The sequence below is a fragment of the Geitlerinema calcuttense NRMC-F 0142 genome, from assembly GCF_030285425.1.
This window is the reverse complement of the sequence record NZ_JASVEJ010000010.1, coordinates 43,318-64,381: the sequence shown is the minus strand read 5'-3', so window position 1 is coordinate 64,381 and position 21,064 is coordinate 43,318. Positions and strand designations below refer to the sequence as shown.

21 protein-coding genes are annotated in these 21,064 nt (G+C 50.2%); 4 read left to right on the top strand and 17 right to left on the bottom strand.

All coding sequences use genetic code 11. The annotated features are described in order from the left end of the window. Nucleotides 1–76 precede the first annotated feature (76 nt). On the top strand, nt 77–616 hold the full coding sequence (locus tag QQ055_RS02805) for a pentapeptide repeat-containing protein (protein WP_283359982.1): 540 nt from the start codon (nt 77–79) through the stop codon (nt 614–616). Here the strand turns inward: QQ055_RS02805 and QQ055_RS02800 are convergent. The 4 genes from QQ055_RS02800 to QQ055_RS02785 form a co-directional block, all read right to left on the bottom strand. Further along, nucleotides 605–1,324 (bottom strand): hypothetical protein, encoded by a 720-nt coding sequence (locus QQ055_RS02800; protein WP_283359981.1) that lies wholly within the window; start codon nt 1,322–1,324, stop codon nt 605–607. The genes QQ055_RS02805 and QQ055_RS02800 overlap by 12 nt on opposite strands. Nucleotides 1,325–1,519: 195 nt before the next feature. Then, nucleotides 1,520–1,660, bottom strand: a complete 141-nt coding sequence (locus tag QQ055_RS02795; protein ID WP_158020386.1) for a hypothetical protein — start codon at nt 1,658–1,660, stop codon at nt 1,520–1,522. A gap of 44 nt (nt 1,661–1,704) precedes the next feature. Beyond that, entirely contained in the window at nt 1,705–4,500 is a 2,796-nt protein-coding gene (locus QQ055_RS02790; RefSeq protein ID WP_286004207.1) for a GAF domain-containing protein, read from the bottom strand. Nucleotides 4,501–4,509: 9 nt separating this feature from the next. Beyond that, nucleotides 4,510–4,704: a hypothetical protein gene (locus tag QQ055_RS02785; protein ID WP_141724334.1), complete on the bottom strand. Its 195-nt coding sequence runs from the start codon at nt 4,702–4,704 to the stop codon at nt 4,510–4,512. A 902-nt stretch (nt 4,705–5,606) separates the two neighbouring features. Here QQ055_RS02785 and QQ055_RS02780 point away from each other — a divergent pair. Beyond that, a complete protein-coding gene (locus QQ055_RS02780) occupies nt 5,607–5,891 on the top strand; it encodes a hypothetical protein (RefSeq protein WP_069966807.1) in 285 nt (94 codons plus the stop codon). Here QQ055_RS02780 and QQ055_RS02775 read toward each other — a convergent pair. The 13 genes from QQ055_RS02775 to QQ055_RS02715 all read right to left on the bottom strand — a co-directional run bounded on the left by QQ055_RS02775 (nt 5,888) and on the right by QQ055_RS02715 (nt 18,021). Beyond that, the gene (locus QQ055_RS02775) at nt 5,888–6,166 is read right to left on the bottom strand and encodes a hypothetical protein (protein WP_069966806.1); all 279 of its coding nucleotides are present in this window, start codon (nt 6,164–6,166) and stop codon (nt 5,888–5,890) included. The two genes, QQ055_RS02780 and QQ055_RS02775, sit on opposite strands and share 4 nt — an antisense overlap. Before the next feature lie 153 nt (nt 6,167–6,319). Further along, nucleotides 6,320–7,903, bottom strand: a complete 1,584-nt coding sequence (gene ndhD1, locus QQ055_RS02770) for a photosynthetic/respiratory NAD(P)H-quinone oxidoreductase subunit D1 (RefSeq protein ID WP_190567120.1) — start codon at nt 7,901–7,903, stop codon at nt 6,320–6,322. Nucleotides 7,904–7,987: 84 nt separating this feature from the next. Continuing rightward, nucleotides 7,988–10,048, bottom strand: a complete 2,061-nt coding sequence (locus QQ055_RS02765) for an NAD(P)H-quinone oxidoreductase subunit 5 (RefSeq protein WP_069966804.1) — start codon at nt 10,046–10,048, stop codon at nt 7,988–7,990. 284 nt (nt 10,049–10,332) lie between these two features. Continuing rightward, the gene (locus tag QQ055_RS02760; protein ID WP_069966803.1) at nt 10,333–10,716 is read right to left on the bottom strand and encodes a thioredoxin family protein; all 384 of its coding nucleotides are present in this window, start codon (nt 10,714–10,716) and stop codon (nt 10,333–10,335) included. A gap of 118 nt (nt 10,717–10,834) precedes the next feature. After that, nucleotides 10,835–11,554 carry an NnrU family protein gene (locus tag QQ055_RS02755; RefSeq protein ID WP_284475291.1) on the bottom strand — a complete coding sequence of 240 codons (720 nt, stop codon included), beginning with the start codon at nt 11,552–11,554 and terminating at the stop codon, nt 10,835–10,837. Nucleotides 11,555–11,573: 19 nt separating this feature from the next. Then, nucleotides 11,574–13,337, bottom strand: coding sequence for a serine/threonine-protein kinase (locus QQ055_RS02750; RefSeq protein ID WP_286004206.1), 1,764 nt, complete (start codon nt 13,335–13,337; stop codon nt 11,574–11,576). Nucleotides 13,338–13,455: 118 nt separating this feature from the next. Continuing rightward, a complete protein-coding gene (locus QQ055_RS02745) occupies nt 13,456–14,115 on the bottom strand; it encodes a V4R domain-containing protein (RefSeq protein WP_069966801.1) in 660 nt (219 codons plus the stop codon). Between the two features lie 43 nt (nt 14,116–14,158). Next, entirely contained in the window at nt 14,159–14,644 is a 486-nt protein-coding gene (locus tag QQ055_RS02740; RefSeq protein ID WP_284475289.1) for a globin family protein, read from the bottom strand. Between the two features lie 224 nt (nt 14,645–14,868). Then, a complete protein-coding gene (locus QQ055_RS02735) occupies nt 14,869–15,195 on the bottom strand; it encodes a hypothetical protein (protein ID WP_069966799.1) in 327 nt (108 codons plus the stop codon). Next, nucleotides 15,192–15,875: a V4R domain-containing protein gene (locus QQ055_RS02730; protein WP_069966798.1), complete on the bottom strand. Its 684-nt coding sequence runs from the start codon at nt 15,873–15,875 to the stop codon at nt 15,192–15,194. The genes QQ055_RS02735 and QQ055_RS02730 overlap by 4 nt, the downstream gene beginning before the upstream one ends. 170 nt (nt 15,876–16,045) lie before the next feature. Beyond that, nucleotides 16,046–16,525 (bottom strand): globin family protein, encoded by a 480-nt coding sequence (locus tag QQ055_RS02725; RefSeq protein ID WP_283359977.1) that lies wholly within the window; start codon nt 16,523–16,525, stop codon nt 16,046–16,048. Nucleotides 16,526–16,602: 77 nt separating this feature from the next. Beyond that, entirely contained in the window at nt 16,603–17,085 is a 483-nt protein-coding gene (locus QQ055_RS02720) for a 2Fe-2S iron-sulfur cluster-binding protein (protein ID WP_283359976.1), read from the bottom strand. 24 nt (nt 17,086–17,109) lie between these two features. Then, on the bottom strand, nt 17,110–18,021 hold the full coding sequence (locus tag QQ055_RS02715) for a hypothetical protein (RefSeq protein WP_284475288.1): 912 nt from the start codon (nt 18,019–18,021) through the stop codon (nt 17,110–17,112). 244 nt (nt 18,022–18,265) lie between these two features. Here QQ055_RS02715 and QQ055_RS02710 point away from each other — a divergent pair, with 244 nt between their 5' ends. After that, nucleotides 18,266–19,291, top strand: a complete 1,026-nt coding sequence (locus QQ055_RS02710; protein WP_284475287.1) for a LysR family transcriptional regulator — start codon at nt 18,266–18,268, stop codon at nt 19,289–19,291. 86 nt (nt 19,292–19,377) lie between these two features. Then, entirely contained in the window at nt 19,378–20,784 is a 1,407-nt protein-coding gene (locus QQ055_RS02705; protein WP_284475286.1) for a protein kinase domain-containing protein, read from the top strand. The last annotated feature ends 280 nt before the right edge of the window (nt 20,785–21,064 follow it).

The window sequence follows — 21,064 nt, the reverse complement described above, 5'->3', positions numbered from 1 at the left end:
GTTTTCTATCTATTGCCCGATGCGCGTTGCCGCGATTGACTTTAGTTTTGAAGGGTAGATATAGAAAATTTTTCAGATGATCTTGAATGCTAAAACAATGCTCGGTGCGATCGCTTTGGCGGGAAATCTGCTAGCAATCGGGTGTACCAATGCTGTCGAGCAACCCGAAACGACCAATCCCACTCAAACAGCCCCCACTACAACTGCCCAGAACGCAACCAACGATCCAATTGAGCAATTACGTTCAACGCGGCAATGTTCGGGCTGCAATCTCCAAGGGGCAAACTTAGAGAACCTGGATCTAAGCGGGGTCGATCTCAGCAACGCTAACCTGATGAACGCCGATCTAGATGAGGCGAATTTAAGTAATGCGAATCTCAGCAGCGCAAACTTAGTCAATGCCGATCTAGAAAAAGCGAATTTAAGCAATGCAAATCTTAGCGGCGCTAATCTGAATAATGCAGATTTGGATGAAGCTAATCTTACCGGGGCGAATCTGCAAAATGCAACGTTCCTGAATGCGGACTTGGAAGATGCAATTCTCACTAATGCGAATGTGACGGGTGCTGATTTCCAAGGTGCTGATTTAGAAGGGGCAGTAGGCTTAAATCGATAAGTTCCGGAATTCATCGCCTTTAGGAATCGGTGCAAATAAGCGAGTTTCAGCAGTATAGCCCCACGCAATGCCTTCAGGATCTTGAGTGCGACTCCAGTCGGGAAAGTCAGGATTGAGTTTTTTCTTGCTGATGGTACTGGGATGAACGTTAAAGCGTTTTGCCAGTTCCGATTGGATCAGCGGTTTGAGGACGGTGGTGACTGGCGTGCGGGTTTTGAGTTCTGCGAGTTGGCGCTCAATGTTGGATTCAAACTCAGTTTGGGATAAGGTCGCAAATTGCGTTTCTGTGGCAGTTGTTTGCGCCGTAGAGAAGCAGTAAATTAACGTGCCGCGATCGCTCACCTCCACATCCGCCGAGAACTCCTGGGCGCACTCTTGCAGGTAGCGCTGCGCCTCTTCTCCAGAAATATCGGCCTTCACGGCTAAATCTAGGGAGGTAACGTAGCCTTGATTCGCCTGAACCAGTTGATAAAACACCGCCTTGAGAAACGCCTGCTTTTCCCGCTTGCGTCGCTCTAGGTGCTTCCAGCTTAACCCAAGGGCGATCGCGCCTATCCCTACCAGAATCCACTGCCACGCCACCGCAATTAGCCCTATCAAGAGCGCGACAGGGACGATAAAGGCGAGATCGACGGGGGGAGTTTCCCGCAGGAGTTTTTCTTCAGCCTGGGCCGTTACGGTGCTGGTTTTAGAGGGTTCGTCAATCATGGCATCAAAACTTGACCGAGTTTTGACTCAGCCTTCAACCTGGGTCTTGACTGGCCATTGTATCAGGCAATGCCTGGAAATGAGGCCTGAATTTCTCGCCGGCCTGAAGGCGATCGCACGTAAACCCTTATAGTCACTTAAAATTTTTTTATCAATCGGGCTAGAATGCTACCCAAGAGCAAACTTCCCGCAAACTCAACAAGAATTTTTGGCTAAAGCTTTAAACGAGAGCCAGGCCGTAATCAACGCCACCAGATCGACAGCCACCAATAACAAGGAGTGAGACATTTCCCGCTTGCCAAACGCCGCATCTTCATTGTAGACAACTACCGCCAAACTGACAGTAAGCTATACAACACTTTGCACGATTCCCAAGCGCATTAAAGCCGCACCGAACGCGTCGGAATTTCAATCACAAATTCCGTCCCTTGTCCCACCTGAGAATTGCAAGAAATTTGACCGCCATGTTTCTCCACAATAATCTGATAGCTAATCGATAAACCCAATCCCGTCCCTTGACCCACAGGTTTAGTGGTAAAAAAGGGATCGAAAAGTCGCTTTTGCGATTGAGCTGGAATCCCTCGACCATTATCAACAATGCGAATCAGAGCGCGATCGCCTAACTCAGCATTCTCAAACGCCGCACCGCTCGCCCACTCCGTCACAATCCGAATTTCCGGCTGAAAGTTCCGCTCCTGCTGACATCGCTCTTCCAACGCATCAATGGCATTGGTCAAAATATTCATAAACACCTGATTGAGCTGGCCGGGATAGCAGGCGACAGGCACCAGATTGCCATACTCTCGAACGACATTCACCGCCGGACGCTGAGTTTGCTCCTTAAGACGATGCTGAAGAATCATCAGCGTGCTGTTAATTCCAGAATGTAAATCCGCCTCTTTCATCTCCGCCTCATCAAGGCGCGAGAAATTCCGCAGCGATAACACAATTTCCTTAATCCGACTGGCCCCTTCCTTCATCGATTGCAACAATCGGGGAAAATCTTCCACTAAAAACGCTAAATCAACCGCTTCAATCTCCTGTTGAATCGCCGGAGCCGGTTGCGGATAGTGGTGCTGATACAACTCAATCAGCGAGAGGAGATCGTCAATATAATCATTGGCATGGGCAATATTGCCATAAATAAAACTCACGGGATTATTAATTTCGTGAGCCACACCCGCCACCAGTTGCCCCAAAGACGCCATTTTTTCAGTTTGCACCAATTGGGCTTGCGTGCTTTGCAGTTCGCGCAGGGTGAGGGCTAATTGTCTGGCGCGCGCCCGTTCTCTGGCTTCCGACTCGCGTAAAGCTAACTCCACTTGCTGGCGTTCGGCAATTTCGCTTTGAGCCTGTTCAAACAGTAGCGATTGTTGAATGGCGATCGCCAACTGAACGCTCAACTGTTGTAACGAGTGAATTTCCGTCGCCTGCCATTCGCGAGGCCCCCGACAATGGTGGGCAATTAACAAACCCCACAAGCGATTCGATTTTGTCTGAGCTGTCCGATCCTTGGTAGAGGATGTATTTTGAAAGATCGGAATCGCCAAGTTAGCCTGGACTTGCAAGCTGTTGAGCAACTCCTTATGGCAAGGATGTAAATCCGCAGTGCAAACATCTTCCACAATCCCAATCCGACCCTGTTGATAGAGTTGAACGTAGGTTTGTTGAAAGCATCGATCCTGAGTATCCAAATCAATAATCGGTATCCATTCCTCCCCCACCGATTCCACAACCACGCGCCCGCTCCAGTCTGGATTAAACTGATAAATCACCGTGCGATCCGTTCGTAAAAAGCGGCGAACCTCTTCAACCGCAGTTTTCAGAATGGCTTCGCCGTTGAGCGAGGAGCGAATGCGTTCTAAAATTGAATTCACCAAACGCTGGCGCAAAAACTGCTGTCGCAGTGCCTCTTCGACTTGCTTGCGTTCGGTAATATCCATTGCTGTACCGAACAGCTTACAAATATTCCCATTCGGATCGAATTGGGCTTCTCCGCGACTGTTGATATAGCGCATTTCCCCATCTCCGCGATAAATCCGGTGATCGATTGAGTAGGGAATGCCCTGCTGCACCGACTGGTTGACGGCTTCTAGCCACAAATCGCGGTCTTCTGGGTGGATCGCGTTCAGCACTTCGGGGAGGGTGGGGACGCGTCCAACGGGGTATCCGTAGATGTGGAACAGTTCCTCAGACCAAGTAATGACTTCGCTGGATGGTTCAAACTCCCAATTGCCAATGTGAGCAATCCGTTGAGCTTGTTGTAAAGCATAGGTCAATTGCTGGGTTGCCTGTTCGGCGTGTTCGCGCTTAATGGCGATCGCCACTTGACTGGCAATCGATTCTAGGGTGTTAAAGGTGGAACGCTCTAAAGGATGGCAAGCAAACAAGGCCATGACGCCGATCAGTTGCTCTTCAACCAGGAGGGGATATCCGGCAAAGGCAACCATCCCCTCCTGTCGCGCCCACTCAGGGTTGCTAACGTGCGGATCGTTGAGGACGTTATTGGTGAGATAGGGTTGGCGCTTGGCTGCAATGCGACCGATTTTGTATTGTCCAACGGGGATAGACGCGTGGTTGCCGTTCAGGTGGGTGTATAGACCAGCGGATGCTTTGAGTTCTAAGCAATTGTTATTGGCGTTAAGCAGCCAAATGCGAGCGAAGGCGGCATCAAGATGTTGGACGAGGGACTGACAGCAGCGTTGCAGTAAGCTGTTGAGGGAGCCGCTTTGGGTGAAGGATAGGCTAATTTCGGATTGCAGGGTTGCATGGCGCGATCGCCGGACTAATTCGGCTTCGTATCGCTTGCGTTCGGTAATGTCGCGCACGATGAACAGGGTTTCGTCAGCACCCATCGCGACGATCCGCGCTTCGTAGTCTCGCAGGCGGGCATCGGGTTCTAGGGAGTCTGGGAGTTGATACTCTAGGGTTTGGATTTCGTTGAGGGCGATCGCTTTGGCTTGGGCTTGCAAGAAGCGTTCGGAAAGGGCTTGGGGGAGGAAATCCGAGATTTTCTGACCCAGGAAGCCGTTGGAGGGAAGGGGGAGGTGAGTGTCTTTGGCTGGCTTCACTTCTAAATAGGTGCCATCCGCCCGACAGCGAAAGATCGTGTCTGGAATTGCCTCGATTAAGGCAGTCTGTGAGGGTTGGATTGTTGTGGGTTTGATTTCAGTCACATCCATAAATCAGCAATTCGGCGGCGTTTTTGGGTGAATGTGCGGCAGGATGCCTATCGGATTGTTGAAGCGATTGAAGGCATCGGGAAACTCGCGATTCGCTCTGTTCAGCATCGCCTGATTGGATTTGTGAATGGGGTTTTTAGGAAATTCATAGGAAGATGCAACCGCTAAAATAGCTGGAATTAATTGGGATATAAACAATGGATATCATTAATATTCTGCTAATTTACATCGTAAATGTACAGAAAATTAAGATTTAACGGGATGGGGCGAGATCGGTACGCAAAGCAGCAGCAAATATCAGTTTCCTGCGCTACCGTACGTCCCGCAATCGGACAGTCTGATAAAACCCTAGAATATCCTGGGGAAGGTTGAGATGATTCTGGGTTAACAACCGGCAAGGGGCTATAAAATTTGCGATCGCTTATCTATCGCCAGATAGAAAGCGAGAACCTATCTTTAATTTGCAATCGGAATTCTCGAATGTAAAGAGGGGATTGTAGCTTGATGCAAGACTTTGCTGAATGACAATCCTACTGAGGAAAATTTAAGTAAAAATACAACTATTTTTGTCCGTTAAATCACCGAACTTAATCAGGAACAATTGGAGAATCTTTGGTTTCTCTCCAGAGAAAGTTTCTGCTTGAATGCGAAATATTACGGGCTTCTCTTCTTCCTAAGCCGCTGCTTTGAGGGAGTTTACTGTTAAAAACTTAAAATGTCAATCTAGCTTCTGTAGCTTTTTAGGGTTCAAAAGTAACTTTCTATACTTAAGTTTCATGAACTGCGCGATGCATTTGGGGGCTGAGAAGGGCGATCGCTCTCCAAGTCCTGCGCTAAAATAAAGGCCTCCAAACGCGGCGTTGGAGGCTTACTTTGCTTTAAGTTTTTGGTATCTCTAGTATGGGGAGTGGAGTTGGCGCTGGTGTGACGCGGATGTGTCAATAACTTGACTGGGCGAGAGATTTTGTAAAGTTTTTGTCAAGCTTTGCTGACTTAATTAAATAATCAATAAAGTGTAGCGCAAGCAACCCTCGATCTCAATCGTCGGTCTATACACTCTAGACTAGTGACGATTTTGAAAACTGCCCCTAAGCCCATTTATGATTCCACCGATTCTAAAAGAGAATGCGGTTAGTCCCTTTTGTTATTGGTCTAACGGCATTCAACAGGGAATGCGCTACGAGGGCGAGCTGTACGCCTTAATGGACTGTTTTGACTTTTCCGAGCGATCGCAAGCCTATCACAAAGCCTGCCGCCTGTGCGATCGCGGTCTCAAAGTGTGCTTAACGCGCTCGGAATCGCATTATCGGATCTGGATTAATCTTAAAAGCCTTGCGGCTCAACCGCAGCCGCAGGTGGCTCAACGGGAGTTACTCGCCCTCTAGCTTACTGCTAGTAATTGTTGATAGAAGTGGATGCCCACTAAGCGATCGATCTGTTTTTTCACCTCTTCTGGGAGAATATGCTCCATCGCCCACCGACAGGCTTTAGCATCAAGCCAAACTAACCGCTCAAACGTCAGAAGCGCGATCGCCGCCACCTCATCCAAGGTAAACTTAGTGCAGAGATAAGCAATTAAATCGCGAGCAATCCCAACATTACGGATCGCGAATGCCCAACAAAGCTTACTGACAGATTCTTCCAATTCGCGGATACTCATCTCCAATCCCCCTAAGTGTTGCGGATCACTATACGCTAAAATCTGCCTTCAGAGGGATGTTAATTTTACTGAATTTCCGCAAAATCAGCCCACAAAAAAACCCGGTTGTTAAACCGGGAGAGCCATCCGCTCAATTGCCAAAAAATCCAAATGTTATCGCTTGGGGAGAAGCGGAGCCGCAGCCACCTCTTGGGCCCCCAGTTGAGCCACAGCAGGCGACGGGGTAAGCGTCGGCACAGAATCTCGCAAGCGAGCCGTTAGCTGAACCGTCGTCGCGTCGTAAACCTGCGTCACCAGCTTGGGATAGAAACCAATGCCAATAATCGGGATCAACAGACACGCAATAATAAACACTTCGCGAGGTTCAGCATCAATCAGCGCCTCATGCTCTACGAGTTCCTTGTTCTCAGGACCGTAGCAAATTTCCCGCAGCATGGAGAGCAAATAGATCGGGGTCAAAATCACCCCAACCGCTGCCAGGAACACCACCAGCACCTTAAACACGGGGTTATACGCATCGCTGGTTGCAAACCCTACAAACACCATCAACTCCGCCACAAATCCGCTCATTCCCGGTAGAGCCAGAGACGCCATCGAACAAGTCGTCCACATGGCAAACATCTTCCGCATCTTCAGACCCACACCCCCCATCTCATCGAGCATCAGGGTATGCGTCCGGTCATAGGTGGCCCCCACCAGGAAGAACAAACTCGCCCCAATTAGGCCGTGGGAAATCATTTGCAGCACCGCGCCGCTCAAACCCAAGTCCGTAAACGAACCCAAGCCAATCAGCACAAATCCCATGTGGGAAATTGAAGAATAGGCAATCTTCCGCTTGAGGTTGCGTTGGGCGAAAGAAGTCAGAGCGGCGTAGATAATATTAACCACCCCCAAAATCACTAAAACGGGGGCAAAGATAGCGTGAGCATCCGGCAGCATACCGGCATTCATCCGCACTAAAGCATAACCGCCCATTTTCAACAAAATCCCCGCCAGCAACATGTGAACGGGTGCTGTTGCTTCCCCGTGAGCATCCGGAAGCCAAGTATGTAACGGGAAAATCGGCAGCTTCACCGCATAGGCAATTAAAAATGCGGCATACAGGAGCAGTTCTAGCCGAATGGGATAGTCTTTAGCCGCGATCGCGCTCATATCAAACGAAACCTGATCGCCAAAGAACGCCATCGCTAGCGCTGCCACCAAAATAAACAGCGAACCGCCTGCGGTGTACAAAATAAACTTCGTCGCCGCATACAGCCGCTTTTTACCGCCCCAAATGGACAGCAACAGGTAAACCGGAATTAACTCCAGTTCCCACACCAAGAAAAACAGCAACATATCCTGCACGGCGAACACGGCAATTTGACCGCCGTACATCGCCAGCATCAGAAAATAAAACAGTTTCGGCTTCAGCGTCACCGGCCAAGCCGCCAGCATTGCCAAGGTTGTGATAAACCCCGTCAAAATCACCAACGGCATTGACAGGCCATCCACCCCAACCGACCAATTCAAGTCCAGTTGCGGCACCCAAGCATAGCGTTCTACCATCTGCAAACCGGGTTCGTTTAAGTCATACCCGGTATAGAAGGCATAAACAATCAAAACAAAATCAATCAAACCCACCGTTAAGGCATACCACCGTACCGTTTTACCCTCCTTATCGGGTAAAACCGGCAGCAACAACGAAGCCGCAATGGGAAACAGAATAATTGTGGTTAGCCAAGGAAAATTTGCAATATCCATTGCCAAGAGGTAATTGAGGGTTGACAGTGGACTGTTGGGTCGTCAAGGTTGCCAACAGTCCCTTCTGGCAAGCGAGTCTTAACTAATTCCAGAGAAAATGACCAAACCCAAAACCGCTCCAAAAATAATCAGAGCATAGAATTGAGCGCGTCCTGTCTCCAGGTACTTCAGACCTTCGCCCGTTACCAGGGCAATTAATCCCGTCAGGTTAACCGCGCCATCCACCACTCGGAAGTCTACTTCCATCACTTGTCGAGCAAGGCGACGCAGACCGAGTACAAAGACCCGATGGTAAAGGTCATCAAAGTACCACTTATTGAGCGAGAACTGATACAGGGGTTCGATCTGTTTGGCGATCGCGCTAGCATCAATTTTCCGACTCAGATACATCAGCGACGCCAGCGTAATCCCAATCAAGGCAACCCCCACCGAGGAACCGCCCATAATCAGGAATTCCGACCAGTCAAACTCGCCTGCGTGTTCTGCGGCTTCTACCACCGCTTCGCCTGGAGGATAAACGAACGCTTCAAAGTAATTGGCAAACGGCGTTCCCACCAAACCAATTAACACCGAAGGCACCGCTAGCAGCATCAACGGTAAGGTCATCGTGATGGGAGATTCGTGAGGCGAATCGCTGTGATGATGGTCGTGGCTGTGGGATTCGAGTTCCTTCACATCCATCGCGCCCGGTCCAAAGGCGGGTTCTAGGCTATCGACTGCTGATGCTGCCAATAACTCCGCCTGAATCGCCTTGTCGGTTCCTCGGAAAGAACCCTCAAAGGTCGAGAAATACATCCGGAACATATAAAACGCGGTAATCCCCGCCGTCAGCCAACCCACCGCCCACAGCGCCGGATTCGCCTCAAAGGCACTCGCGAGGATTTCATCTTTTGACCAGAATCCAGCAAACGGGGGAATCCCACAAATTGCCAGCGTCCCGATCAAAAAGGTCAGGGCCGTAATCGGCATATACTTCCGCAGGCCGCCCATCAGTCGCATATCCTGCGCTAAAGCGGGATTATGACCGACAACGGCTTCCATACCGTGAATTACCGAACCGGAACCCAAAAACAGCATCGCCTTGAAATAGGCGTGCGTCATCAGGTGGAATAGACCGGCGCTGTAGGCCCCAATGCCCATCGCCATCACCATGTAACCGAGTTGGGAAATGGTGGAATAAGCCAACCCTTTTTTAATGTCATTTTGGGTAATCGCGATCGATGCCCCTAAAAAGGCGGTAAACGCCCCCGTCCAGGCAATGACATTCATCACCGCCGGTAGCGGTTCAAACACCGGATACATCCGGGCAATCAAAAAGACGCCCGCCGCCACCATCGTTGCCGCGTGAATCAGCGCTGAAATGGGGGTGGGGCCTTCCATTGCGTCGGGCAGCCAGACATGCAAGGGGAATTGCGCCGACTTCGCCACCGGGCCGAGGAAGACCAGAATTCCGAAGAGGGTCGCTAAACCTACGCTGAGATAGCCATCTGCCACTAGCGCTTGCAGGTTCGCGCCAATTTCCTCGAACTCGAAGGTACCCGTCGCCCAGTAAAGACCTAGGATACCGAGTAGCAGACCAAAGTCTCCCACGCGGTTAACCACAAAGGCTTTTTGGCAGGCTTCGGCTGCGGCTTTGCGGTCGTACCAGAAACCCACCAGGAGGTAAGAACACATCCCGACGAGTTCCCAGAAGATGTAAATCTGGACGAGGTTAGGACTGATGACTAGCCCTAACATGGAGGAGCTAAATAAGCTCAGGTAAGCGTAAAAGCGGACATAGCCTGGATCGTGGGCCATGTAACCATCGGTGTAAATCATCACCAGGAAGGCTACGGTGGTCACGATCGCCAACATGACAGCCGTGAGATGATCGATGGTGTATCCCATCTTGAGGTGAAAATCACCCGCTGCTGCCCATTCTAAGGTTTGAGTAAACGGTGCGTGACCCTGAATTTGACTCCAAAGCAGCGCAAACGACAGCACCATTGCTGCACCCAGCAGCGAGACAATGGCTACGGCGTTGATTTGCCGTAGCTGATTAGTCATTTTGTTTAACGAGATTAGACCTATGCCGACCAGCATGGCCCCTAATAAAGGCAGGACTGGTATCAACCAGGCATATTGATAGAGAAATTCCATCACTAACGCCTACTTTAGATTTCTTCACTATTTTGGCAAAACCGCTACTCATTTTGACACACAGGCTGCCGGCTTGGCGTAAAGTTCGCGTTAAAATCCCCCGACTGACAGGCCAAAGACGGGGGATTTTGTCAAGGGGATGTTCTCCGGGAGACTGCGTAGGCGTTGGCAAAATGAAGACGGGAAACAGCGGTTATCCGTCCGTAGCCTGGAGAGTAGGGTTTTACAAGGTGGCGATCGCGTCTAACGAGCGATGAATAAACGAAGATGCAAAAATTTTTTTCTTATGTAAGGAAAACCGCAGACTCTTGAGTTGACCAATAAGCGGGTTCGGGTTTGGCGCTGTAACTTAGGGCGATCGCTTCAAGCTGACGGCGCAAGTCGTCGCTGCTGTGAAAGCCTTCTAAGCGATGCCGGATTTGACCGCGATCGAGCAAAATCAGGGTGGGTAAGGTGGTTAATCGGTAAGTATTGGCGAGTTTTAAGCTTTCGTCGGCATTGATCCCGACAATTTTAATTAAATCTCCCCATTCCTCTTGAAAGCGCTTCAAAGCGGGGGGAATTAACCGACACACTCCGCACCAAGGGGCCCAAAAGTAAATTAAAACGGGGGTGGAAGCTTCTAAAACTTCTTTGGGAAACGAACGTTCGCTGATTGACAGTATCATGCTCCCTCAGTTTTTTTATGTGCATTTTTATGGATTTGGGATCATGCTACATCTATTTGGGATCGTTTGAGTCACTGAATTTCACCGAAAATGGGGATCTTCTGAGAATTTATTTTCTTTACCAGGGAACTCGACTGGTTGCGACCATCAGAGTCGGGTGAAGCCACCACAAAAGCGCCACAAAAACAACTACCCCTAGATAGGCCGGACGCAAAAATTCGTCAACTTTTAAGGTTTGCCGTCCGTCCCAAACCGCTTGAAACGGCATAATCGAAGTTCTGGCTTTCACCGCTTCAAAAGCTTCGCCGTACCGCATTTGCCAGCGGCGATCGCCATGCCAAACGCCGAATACATGATGTAGTATCAACCCCAAAGAGGTGACAACCATAAAAGTTGTCCCCAACCAGAGCGTATGAGCAATACACCAAATAATCTGTCCCACCATTTGCGGGTGTCGAGTAATCCGAATAATCCCCGTTTCGTAGAGGTGAACCTCCGGTTTGGCGATCGCCGCAATCTCCAATAAATTAAACGTCGCCGGATACAGAAAAATAAACGAAATAGCCGATAGCCCCCAAACCAGCGCCCTCACCCCAGGCACATCCTGCACCTGCCATAACTGCACCCCATCGTAGCGGTGATTGAAAAAATACACGATCAGCACCACCGCTAGCGGCAAACTTACTAATGCGAACAACACGCGATACAGGCGAGCGCCCAACAGCTTTTCGCCGCGCGGACGCAGGGCAGCCAAACCGCTGTGAGCCACCGCAAAACTTGCCAACAAACCCAACATCATCCAGTGGGAATTGACCATAGACCCAGAAACATCAGCCATAGCAATCTCGTTTTTGCCCTCAGAAAACCAAGTCTATCTCGAATTGTCGCAAATCTAAGAGGTATAGCCCGCCGCGATCCTGGTGAAACGCACTCGCGATTAAACCCGAAGTTTGATAGGGAATCAGGACCTGCAACCCCCTAAAGTCCTCTAAATCCAGCCGCCCCACCACGGTTCCTTCCCCATCCAACAAAACAATCCACCCGCTGCGATGACCGACAGCATACCCCCAAGACGTAACCGCCACGCACACCGGAGGCGCTAAATCTAGAACAATGCGCCGCAGACGAAACGGCTTTAAATCGAGCAAGATCACTTCCGTCGTATCGGCAAGCGTGGGATGGGGCGCGATCGCCAGCAATTGATAGGGACTGTTGCCCAAAATCGCCCGATCCATCGAAACCGGCAAACGCCAAACCCCGATCGAAGTCTGGCGTCGGGTCAAAATTTGAATCAGCGTTTCCGTTGGCGACACCGCCGCGATCGCAGCGATATGACGAGAATCGAGCGCCAATAACTGCCGGGGTGCCAGCGACAAATTCAAGCCCGTCTTCCGCCGACTAGACCCCGTTAAAGGCACAATTTGGAACTCGCTCCCTTGAAGAGGTTGCCCCTGCGTTGCTGTCGCGATCCAACGTCCTTGGGGTTCAACCGCCGCAATCCGAGGGCTGGCAAACTGGGCGACTCGCTGCGGTGTCGCCTCTAGCCCCCATAACTTCAAATCGTAAATCTCTTGCTCCGTCACTGCCAAACAGCCCCGCTGATAGGGCAACAACGCCTGAATGGGAGCTTTGAAATTAAAGCTTTGACGCGACACATAACTGGTGAGCGTCGTTTGCGTCGCCCAAATCAGTTGCTTGTCTACAATCGCTATCCCGACAATGGGCGATCGCACCGTCCCCAACTGGCGCACCCCCTCCGCCTTGCCCTCAGTCCGCAGCCGACCTTGTATCGGGGAAAAGCCCACCTTCTCACTCTGCTCGCGCGGCGCTTGCCCCTCCAGCCAACGAGCCTGTGCCTCTAACAAAGCCGCTAACATCTCGCTAGCGCTATGAAAGCGACGGCCGGGCAACTTTTGCAGCGCCTTGAGAATGCACCCGTGAAACTCCGGCGGAACCTGCGGCGGGATCTTCACCGGCTGATTGAGATGCGCCGACATTAACTGCCCAGGCGGCCCAGAAAACGGGCGATAACCAGCCAGCAACTCAAACAGCATCACCCCCACCGCGTAAAGGTCAGACGCCGGAGAATACTGGCCGTAAAAGCGTTTGGGAGCCATATACGCCGGGGAACCCGTATTTCCCGTTTCCTCCGCCAACTCCTGAGAGAGGCGGGCAATGCCAAAGTCGGAAATGCGGGCTAACCATCCTCCGGGTTTAGCCGTTAGCAAAATATTTTCCGGTTTGATATCGCAGTGAACGATACCCCGACTGTGAGCGTGTTCTAAACCCGCCAGAATATCAATCGCTAGTTTTAAGCCAGACTCAACCCAGGGCGCGGCTTGCATTTCCATCAGTTGCCGCAGCGTTCCGCCCTCGCAATAGTCCATCACCAAATAGCGACCCGTGCGCGTATGTTCGAGGGAATGGCAGGTGACAATATTGGGATGCTGTAGCAAGAGTAAAAAGCGCAGTTCTCGTAAAAACTTATGGGTGGGGAACCGATGTCGGTCTAAGTTTTTCAGCGCAAAAATTTGACCCGTTTTGCGATGACAACCGCAAAACACCTGACCAAATTGGCCTTGTCCAACTAATCCTAAAATTCGATACTTGGAAATTTTCAAGGTCAAGTTTAGGGTTTGTGCAATGGGTACTGTCCTAATGTTTGGTGCATCCGCGCCATTACAATCTCAGCCCGCTATTGCCTTGCAAGCTGAGAAAAACGACCATTGGCGAAGACGGCTAACTTTGTGCCAAACGTTGCATCATCTCGTCGTGGCTTAAACCATCTTGAACCCAACTTTCAACCGGGCGCAGTCTGTCCGGTAAGCCGAGGATAAAACGATTGCACGATGCGCCCAGAGATTCGCAATCCGTTTGGACGCAATGTAATTCTCGGTTGCTCAGTTGACTGAAGAAGGCACTAAAAATCCCAGCATCAAGGTGACAAACGGGACGATTGCCTTTGGGGGCGTGGGCTGCAAAGGGAGAGTTCCAGGTATTGACCAGCAAAAAGCCCAGATGTTGGTGCGTTTGGTCTAGCTCAATTTTGCCCCAACCGTGAACGATCCAGCACTGTTGCAAGCATTGAATAAACTCCACCATTGCCATATCGCTGACGGCGGTTTTATAGTATTCGGCAATTTCTTCGCAAAAACGAGCGTAGAAGTTTTTTCCCCACCACCGACCGCAGTTAAACAATACCAGTCCGGTGGCTTGACCTGTTTCTTTATCTAAACCGGAGTAAATCGCTTGAATTAGGGTTTCGGGCATTGCCAAAAGACGATTGCCACGACGATTTTCGAGCAGTCCTAATTCTAAGTCGCTACGGACGTAGGCATCGATGGCGAAGTAGTTTCCAGGGATGCGGTTGTCAATGAGGAGATCGGCAACGGAAATCATAGGTCAATTTGGGGGTAAATACACAGGGAAATCGCGATCGCCCTTACGATTTTGGCTCGCTGGCACCTTCAAGTTTCAGTAAAGAGGTTTGAGCCAGCACCAAGGCGGGCTTGAGAAGGTTAATTTGCTTGGCTGTTAACGATTGGGCCAGTTGCTGGTTTAACAGCTTATAAAGGGCTGAATCAATGGGTTGAGTTTTATAGGTCTGAATGCTTTGAGCCAACCAACCCAATAAGCGTTCTTTGACAAAGGCTTCATCGTTGAGGAGCATTGCCATTGCACAGTAGCGCAGCATCAGCAGGGCGTTTTTAATACTGCGTTCTAGGGTTTCTTTAGACTCTTGGGGAAATTGAGCGGTGAGTCGATCGGCGACGGTTTGCATGATGTCAATTTCGCGATCGCGGATCTGTCGGTAAACTTCTAACCGTTCCGGTAAAGACTCCACATATTGGCTCAATACGGTGAGTTCTTCCGGTTTGAGGTATCGATTTTCCGCTTCTTCAAACAGCGTTTCAAGTTTAGGGTGCATAAGTTGTCAACCATAAGAGTGAGTTCGCAGCAAAGCCCCACAGAGGCTGCTCTAGAGAGACTGTTAACGATGCCGTTGGGAACTGAGCCATCTCGCCGGACGCTTGGACAGCTTGACGCGCCCATCGGGTTCCAGCCCCAGCCTCAGCACGCCGAGCTTTACCTCTAGTTCTCAGTATTCCCAATCTCTAAGCGCTTAACTCAGAGCGGATAAGGCTTCTCAACTTAGAATAAATCCGAAAAATCTTCGAGCGTAAACTCATTTGAGGGCGGCACAGCCGTGTCTAAGTCAATCTCAGGTTCGGCAACCGGGGAAGCCGCTAGGGGTTGACCTTCCCAAGGAATGCAGCTTAAAAATTGCGAAACCTTCAAGGTTAGGGCTAAAGGCTCGCGACTGCCTTGTTGAACAGCCCGTTTGATTTGCTGCACTTCAACGGAATGTCGTTCCCAATTAATGCCAGCAAAAAAGTCACCCACGGACTGTTTGAGCCAATGTTCCGGCGGGGCGATCGCCGATTTACCATTCGTAGGATTAAGGGTTAGCTGACTCATCCGAGCCTTTCTCCGGCGCGTAAACGTTTTTCAATGTCGCGAGCGGTTGCGCCTTCGTTGAGCCAGAAAGCGGCCGCATCAATGCGATCTTTGCCCCCAATCAGGAACTTACAATAGGTTTCGCCCATTGAATAGCATTGAATTTCAATGCAACTGAGTTGTTTTTTCACCAACTCGGTAAAAAAGCCCGCAAACAAGCCTGCGTAGATATGACAGACGGGTTTGCCAACATCGCCCAAGCTGCGAGCCACTGCCGAGTCAAACAGGTTAATGAACATAAATCCCTGTTTGCGATCGCCCATATCCACTTCCCAACGACCCCAACCTTGGGAGGTAAAGGGCCACCACCAGGTTTCGAGGAGAAACATCAGGTTCGTTTGGCGGATATTGCGATCGAATTCTTTTTCAAACCATTTTTCAAAAAAGAAGGCATCTTTTTGTCCCCATTCACAGCCAATGGTGTACATAATGGCGGCTGAGGCATCGCCGACTTCTTCTTCTAAACCCTCCACTAAACCAATAATAAAATCTTCGCTAGTCAGAACATTTTGAGCTTCGTTCCAGTCTACAAGCGTGCCTTGCTCTGGCTGAAACTGGAAGAAATCGCGAAAACCGTAATGATTGTGTTTTTTAGGATGCTTCCGTTTCTGCGAGTTCGGGCGGGTTGTTACGTTCACCATAGTTGTGCAAAACGTTTGGGCTGAGGAGGATTAAACGGACGGGCGATCGCACTCGCGCCCTCCGATCTGGGGTTGAGTCTTAAAATAGCGATCGCGTCCTTATTTTAAACTTTGCAGCCGGAGCTAGCCTCATAGTTGTTACCTAACTCCACATGCCACTTAAAAACGCCTCACTCCGGCTTGGCTCCGAGCAGCGACCGATTTAACTCTAAAATTGGACACAGCAAACTCGCCTCATCTACAGGAAACAGCGATTGCACCACTTGTTGCATGACATGATAGGTCACGTTACAGCTTCGTTGAGCATCAAACGCCTTCATCACCGTCTGCATCCAAAACAAAAGGCGATCGCGCAACAGTTCGGCATCATCAAGCAATACTGTAATTGCCGAATAGCGCAGCACCCGAATCGTATCGCGCTTCCATTTTCCACTCAAGTCCGTTTGGTTGCTCAACAACAGTGCCGGATCGACCTGTCGAATTCGATGTTGAACCTGCTCTAACAGTTCTGCTTCTGAAGCTTGAATTTGGCGATAGGTCTGCACGCGCAAGCTAAAAGATTGGATATATTCCTCTAAAAACAACAGTTCGGTATCCGTAGCATAGCGACCATCTGCCATCTGGCTCAAACGTTCGAGTTGAGTAATCATAAATCCTTTAGGAATAATTCTCTCGCACCCAGCGCAATCCCTGCTCCTTCAACCAACGCCACGAGCAGGGATCGAACCTAGGCATCTGTGGTATAGGTTAAAAACTCTCCGATTTGGAATTTCGTCGTTTCCAGTTGCTTGAGCGTAGAACGGGTAATTAACTTACCATTCTCAACCAGCACTTGCCCGGTAACGGGGTGAAGTAAATCTTGCTCGGCGCGTCGTCCAATTAACGCCTCAATATCCTGTAAGGATTTAACATACATCCCAGGGGGCAGTTCCACCACCACCCCATCGTCTAGAACGCGCGACTGACACGCCAAGCGAGAAGTCGGCTTGCAGGAGGTAATAATTTCCAGCGTGCGCTGTTCGCGGCGCGTCATCGGCGAGAGAAAATTCATCCCCTGCTTAATATAGACGTGGCAAGTGGCACACATTCCCCGCCCGCCACATTCTTTAAGGACATCAAGGTCTTTTTCAATTAAGACCGACAGCAAATTATTATTCGTTGCGATTTCAGTTTCCTGAGCAATTGGCTCAAGCTTGACAATTTTAACCATCGAATTGCCTAGTGAAAGTAAAGATTAGGGAAGGAGTAACTTTTTCTGCTGCTCGCTGAGGGCTGTTTGCTCCACAAGCAGCGGAAAGTCGCGGATCACCCGCGTACACCGAGTAATAAAAGCAGAAACCCACGCCTGTATCCACTGAATTTGCTGGAGATCGACCGCTTCGTGAAGCGACGCCTCCGATCCGGTTGTTTCACCAAAAGTAATTTCTGCACCGCGAGTAATGTGGAACTCGTTGAGCCATTGCACTTCTGGACGACTGGACTTCCAATAGTTGGCGATCACGGCAGTTCCGAGGTAATGAGTGGTGAACTCAGATAAGTGGTTCAGCGCTAGGAGGATTTCTTTTAGCGTAACTTGAGAACTTTGTTGCTGGGGTTCTGGCTCCGATGAGAGCGGATGCAAGCTAGGAGGAACCGAAGAATTAGGGGAAGGGGGCGCGGTTTTAAAGCCATTGCGGGAACCTGTGGTTCGTCCGCTATCGACTGAAGAAGGAGAAGCCGGTTGAGGAACCGGGGGTTGGGGAGCGGATTTCCAGTAACTTTGACTGGAAAGAGTAATGCTCCCGGCCAGCAAGCGAAACGTCGCGATCGCAGTGGTCAAGTTCTCTTGCAAAGCCATTTTGAGCTTTTCTACCGCGCCCAGATAGTGCAGGTCAACCAAGTCCTCGCTGGTGAGAACCAGCAAAATCATGCCCTGGGCTAGCTTGTAAATATAAACTCGATGTGCCGTAAATTGAAACTCAAATGATTCAAACCCCTCTGGCGTGGTCTCTACCACTTGACGAATCCCTTGGGCGAGGGCTTCTTTTTGCTGAAAGTTCAGCGTATTGTCCACCCCACAAAAGTAGGGTCGCGATCGCCCATCCATTAGGGCGACCCCCGCAATACCTGGTAAATTCAGAAAGTCCTCAACAACCTCCCGTTTCATAGATGCCTTAAAAAGTTAGGTCTATTTATTTTGATCCCGTTTCATGTCACAACGTTATTGTGAGGGAAATTGGCAATTGAGATCTGAGAATTGGGAATTGCACCGAGCAAGCGAGTCGCCGCCAGGTTTTTCGCTTCCTTCTGGGAGACAATCCTCATTCCCAGTCCTAAATTCGGGTCATGCACATCTTCTCAACTCCCATTTCCTATTCCCCATTCCCTATCCTCCTTTAGGTTTAGCAAATATGTCTGAAGTTCCTTTTACTTTGGATCAGTTACGGATTCTCAAAGCGATCGCCGCTGAAGGAAGCTTTAAACGAGCCGCAGATAGTTTATATGTTTCTCAGCCTGCGGTTAGTCTACAGGTGCAGAACTTGGAAAGACAACTCGACGTGCCGTTATTCGATCGCGGCGGCCGACGCGCTCAACTGACTGAGGCCGGACATCTCCTCTTGAGTTATGGAGAAAAAATTCTGTCTCTTTGTCAAGAAACTTGTCGGGCGATTGAGGATTTACAAAATCTTCAAGGCGGAACGCTGATCGTCGGAGCTTCCCAAACGACCGGAACGTACTTGCTTCCCCGCATGATTGGCTTATTTCGCCAACACTACCCGGATGTGGCCGTACAGCTTCACGTTCACTCAACCCGCCGAACCTCTTGGAGCGTGGCCAATGGACAAATCGATCTGGCGATTATTGGCGGTGAAGTTCCTCCTGAATTGCAAGAATCTCTTGATATTATTCCCTACGCTGAAGATGAACTGGCGCTGATTCTGCCCACTTTTCACCCGTTAGCCCGTTTTAAGACAATCCAGAGGGACGATCTGTATAAACTCCAGTTTATTGCTTTAGACTCCCAATCGACGATTCGTAAAGTTATCGATCAGGTGTTGACGCGCTGCGGGATTGAGACGCGGCGATTGAAAATTGAGATGGAACTCAATTCTATTGAAGCGATTAAAAATGCGGTTCAGTCTGGCTTGGGGGCGGCGTTTGTGTCGATTTCGGCGATTGAAAAAGAGTTACAAATGGGGGTATTGCACCGGACTCGGATTGAAGGGGTGGTGGTTCAACGGATGCTCTCGGTGATTGCCAATCCCCATCGCTACCGATCCAAAGCAGCAGAGGCTTTTACGCAGGTGATTTTGCCCTCTTTTGCGACTCAGGGTAAAGTGATTCCCAACGGCGAAGCGGAGGCGGTGCCCCCCGTAACGCTCAGTAGCGCTTTACCGAGTCTGGACGCTAACTCGACGCCTCAGTCTCCAACCTGAGTGTTGGTCAAGCCAAAGGATGAAGACCCTCGCTTTATCCTTTACTTTAGTTTTGAGACTCTGTTCTTTCAAAACTGAGATTGATTATGGAAGTTTGCTGCACTCGTCCAGGTTGCCCTCGCCCGCTCAATCATTTTAATGACCTAGACGATTCAGAGACGCTCAAGACGGTTTCGCAAAAGTTCTGCACCACCTGCGGGATGCCGTTAATTTTAGCGGGTCGCTACCTGCCGATTCAGTTGCTGGGTAAAGGAGGGTTTGGGGCGGCGTTTTTAGCTCGCGATCGCTATACTCCGGCGATGCGTCAATGCGTGGTGAAGCAGTTTCAGCCGGCTGGGGATTTGTCGGCACAGCAGATGGCGATCGCGCAACAGCTTTTTGAGCGCGAGGCGGCGGTTTTAGAGGAGTTGGGCAACAAACACCCACAGATTCCCGACTTGTTCGCGTTTTTTCCGCTCAATGTGGCGACGCGCCAACCCGGTCAGGAAGAGAAGTTTTTTTATCTGGTTCAAGAGTTCATCGACGGCCGCAATTTAGAACAGGAGTTACAGCAAAAGGGGGCTTTTTCGGAAGCGGAGGTCTTGCAGGTTTTAGAGCAAATTTTACCGATTCTTCAGTTTGTTCACGATCGCGGGTCGATCCACCGAGATATTAAACCCTCTAACATCATGCGCGATCGCGCCGGTCGCTTCCACCTGTTAGACTTTGGAGCGGTCAAACAAATTACCAACACCCCTCAAGCGGCGGGTTCTACGGGGATTTATTCCCAGGGGTTTGCCCCACCCGAACAAATGGCGGGGACTCAAGTGTATCCCTCAACCGACTTGTACGCCCTGGCGGTGACATGTTTGAATTTGCTGGCCAACGAAGACCCCAAAAGCTTATTTGATAGTTACAACAATCAGTGGAATTGGCGATCGCGCATTCAAGTTTCCCCTCAACTCGCCCAAGTGCTGGATCGCCTGTTACTCTCTGCGCCCAATCAACGCTTCCAGTCGGCTCAGGAGGTAATTGCAGCCCTTTCTAGCCCGCCGACTCCTCCCCCTATTCCCTCCCCCATTCCTGTCCCTTCCCAAGCCCCAATGCCCCATCCAGCACCCGTAGCGGCAACTACGGCTCAGGTGGTGCGCCCTCATCGGGCGGCCTTTTCCACCGTAGAATGGTTGGGCATCGCTGGATTTACAGGCTATGAAGCAGCTTTGCTTGCCCTGGTACTGGATGGCTGGATTGCTTCGCCTGGAATCGCGATGGGTCTTTGGGGGGGTGCAATCGGACTGCTGGTTTATGCTCAATATCGACGATGGATTGAAAAGTTTGACCTGACCATTCTGGCCGGAATTAGTTTAGCGATCGCCGCCTTCGTGTTTCGCGGTTCTCCCCTGTTGGGGCGCTTGCTGATTGTCCCGCCGCTCGTCGGCGCAGCCTTAATCGCGATTGTTGCCTTCTTTCGCCTGATTTATCAGCTCATTGCTCGATTTACCCAGAAAAATTAAGAATCCCTTACTATTCTTTAGGTTTTATTACATTTTTCGCAGCGTTCCTCTCCTAAAATCAAACTTATCTGTATAGCAAAGTGCTGTTGCTTTAGCTTCCGCGTAGCGGTGTGCTGAGTGGGGAAGTTAGTGCTGTAGCTTGCTTGGTGCGTAGCAGTGTGCTGAGTTAAAACCGAGTGAGTCTCATCCTTTGAGCAGTTCAGCCTGTCCTAACCTTACTGAGTACAGCTATAAGTTGCAAAAGCCGAGAACTCACCAAGCGCTTTCAGCACCTGCTTTC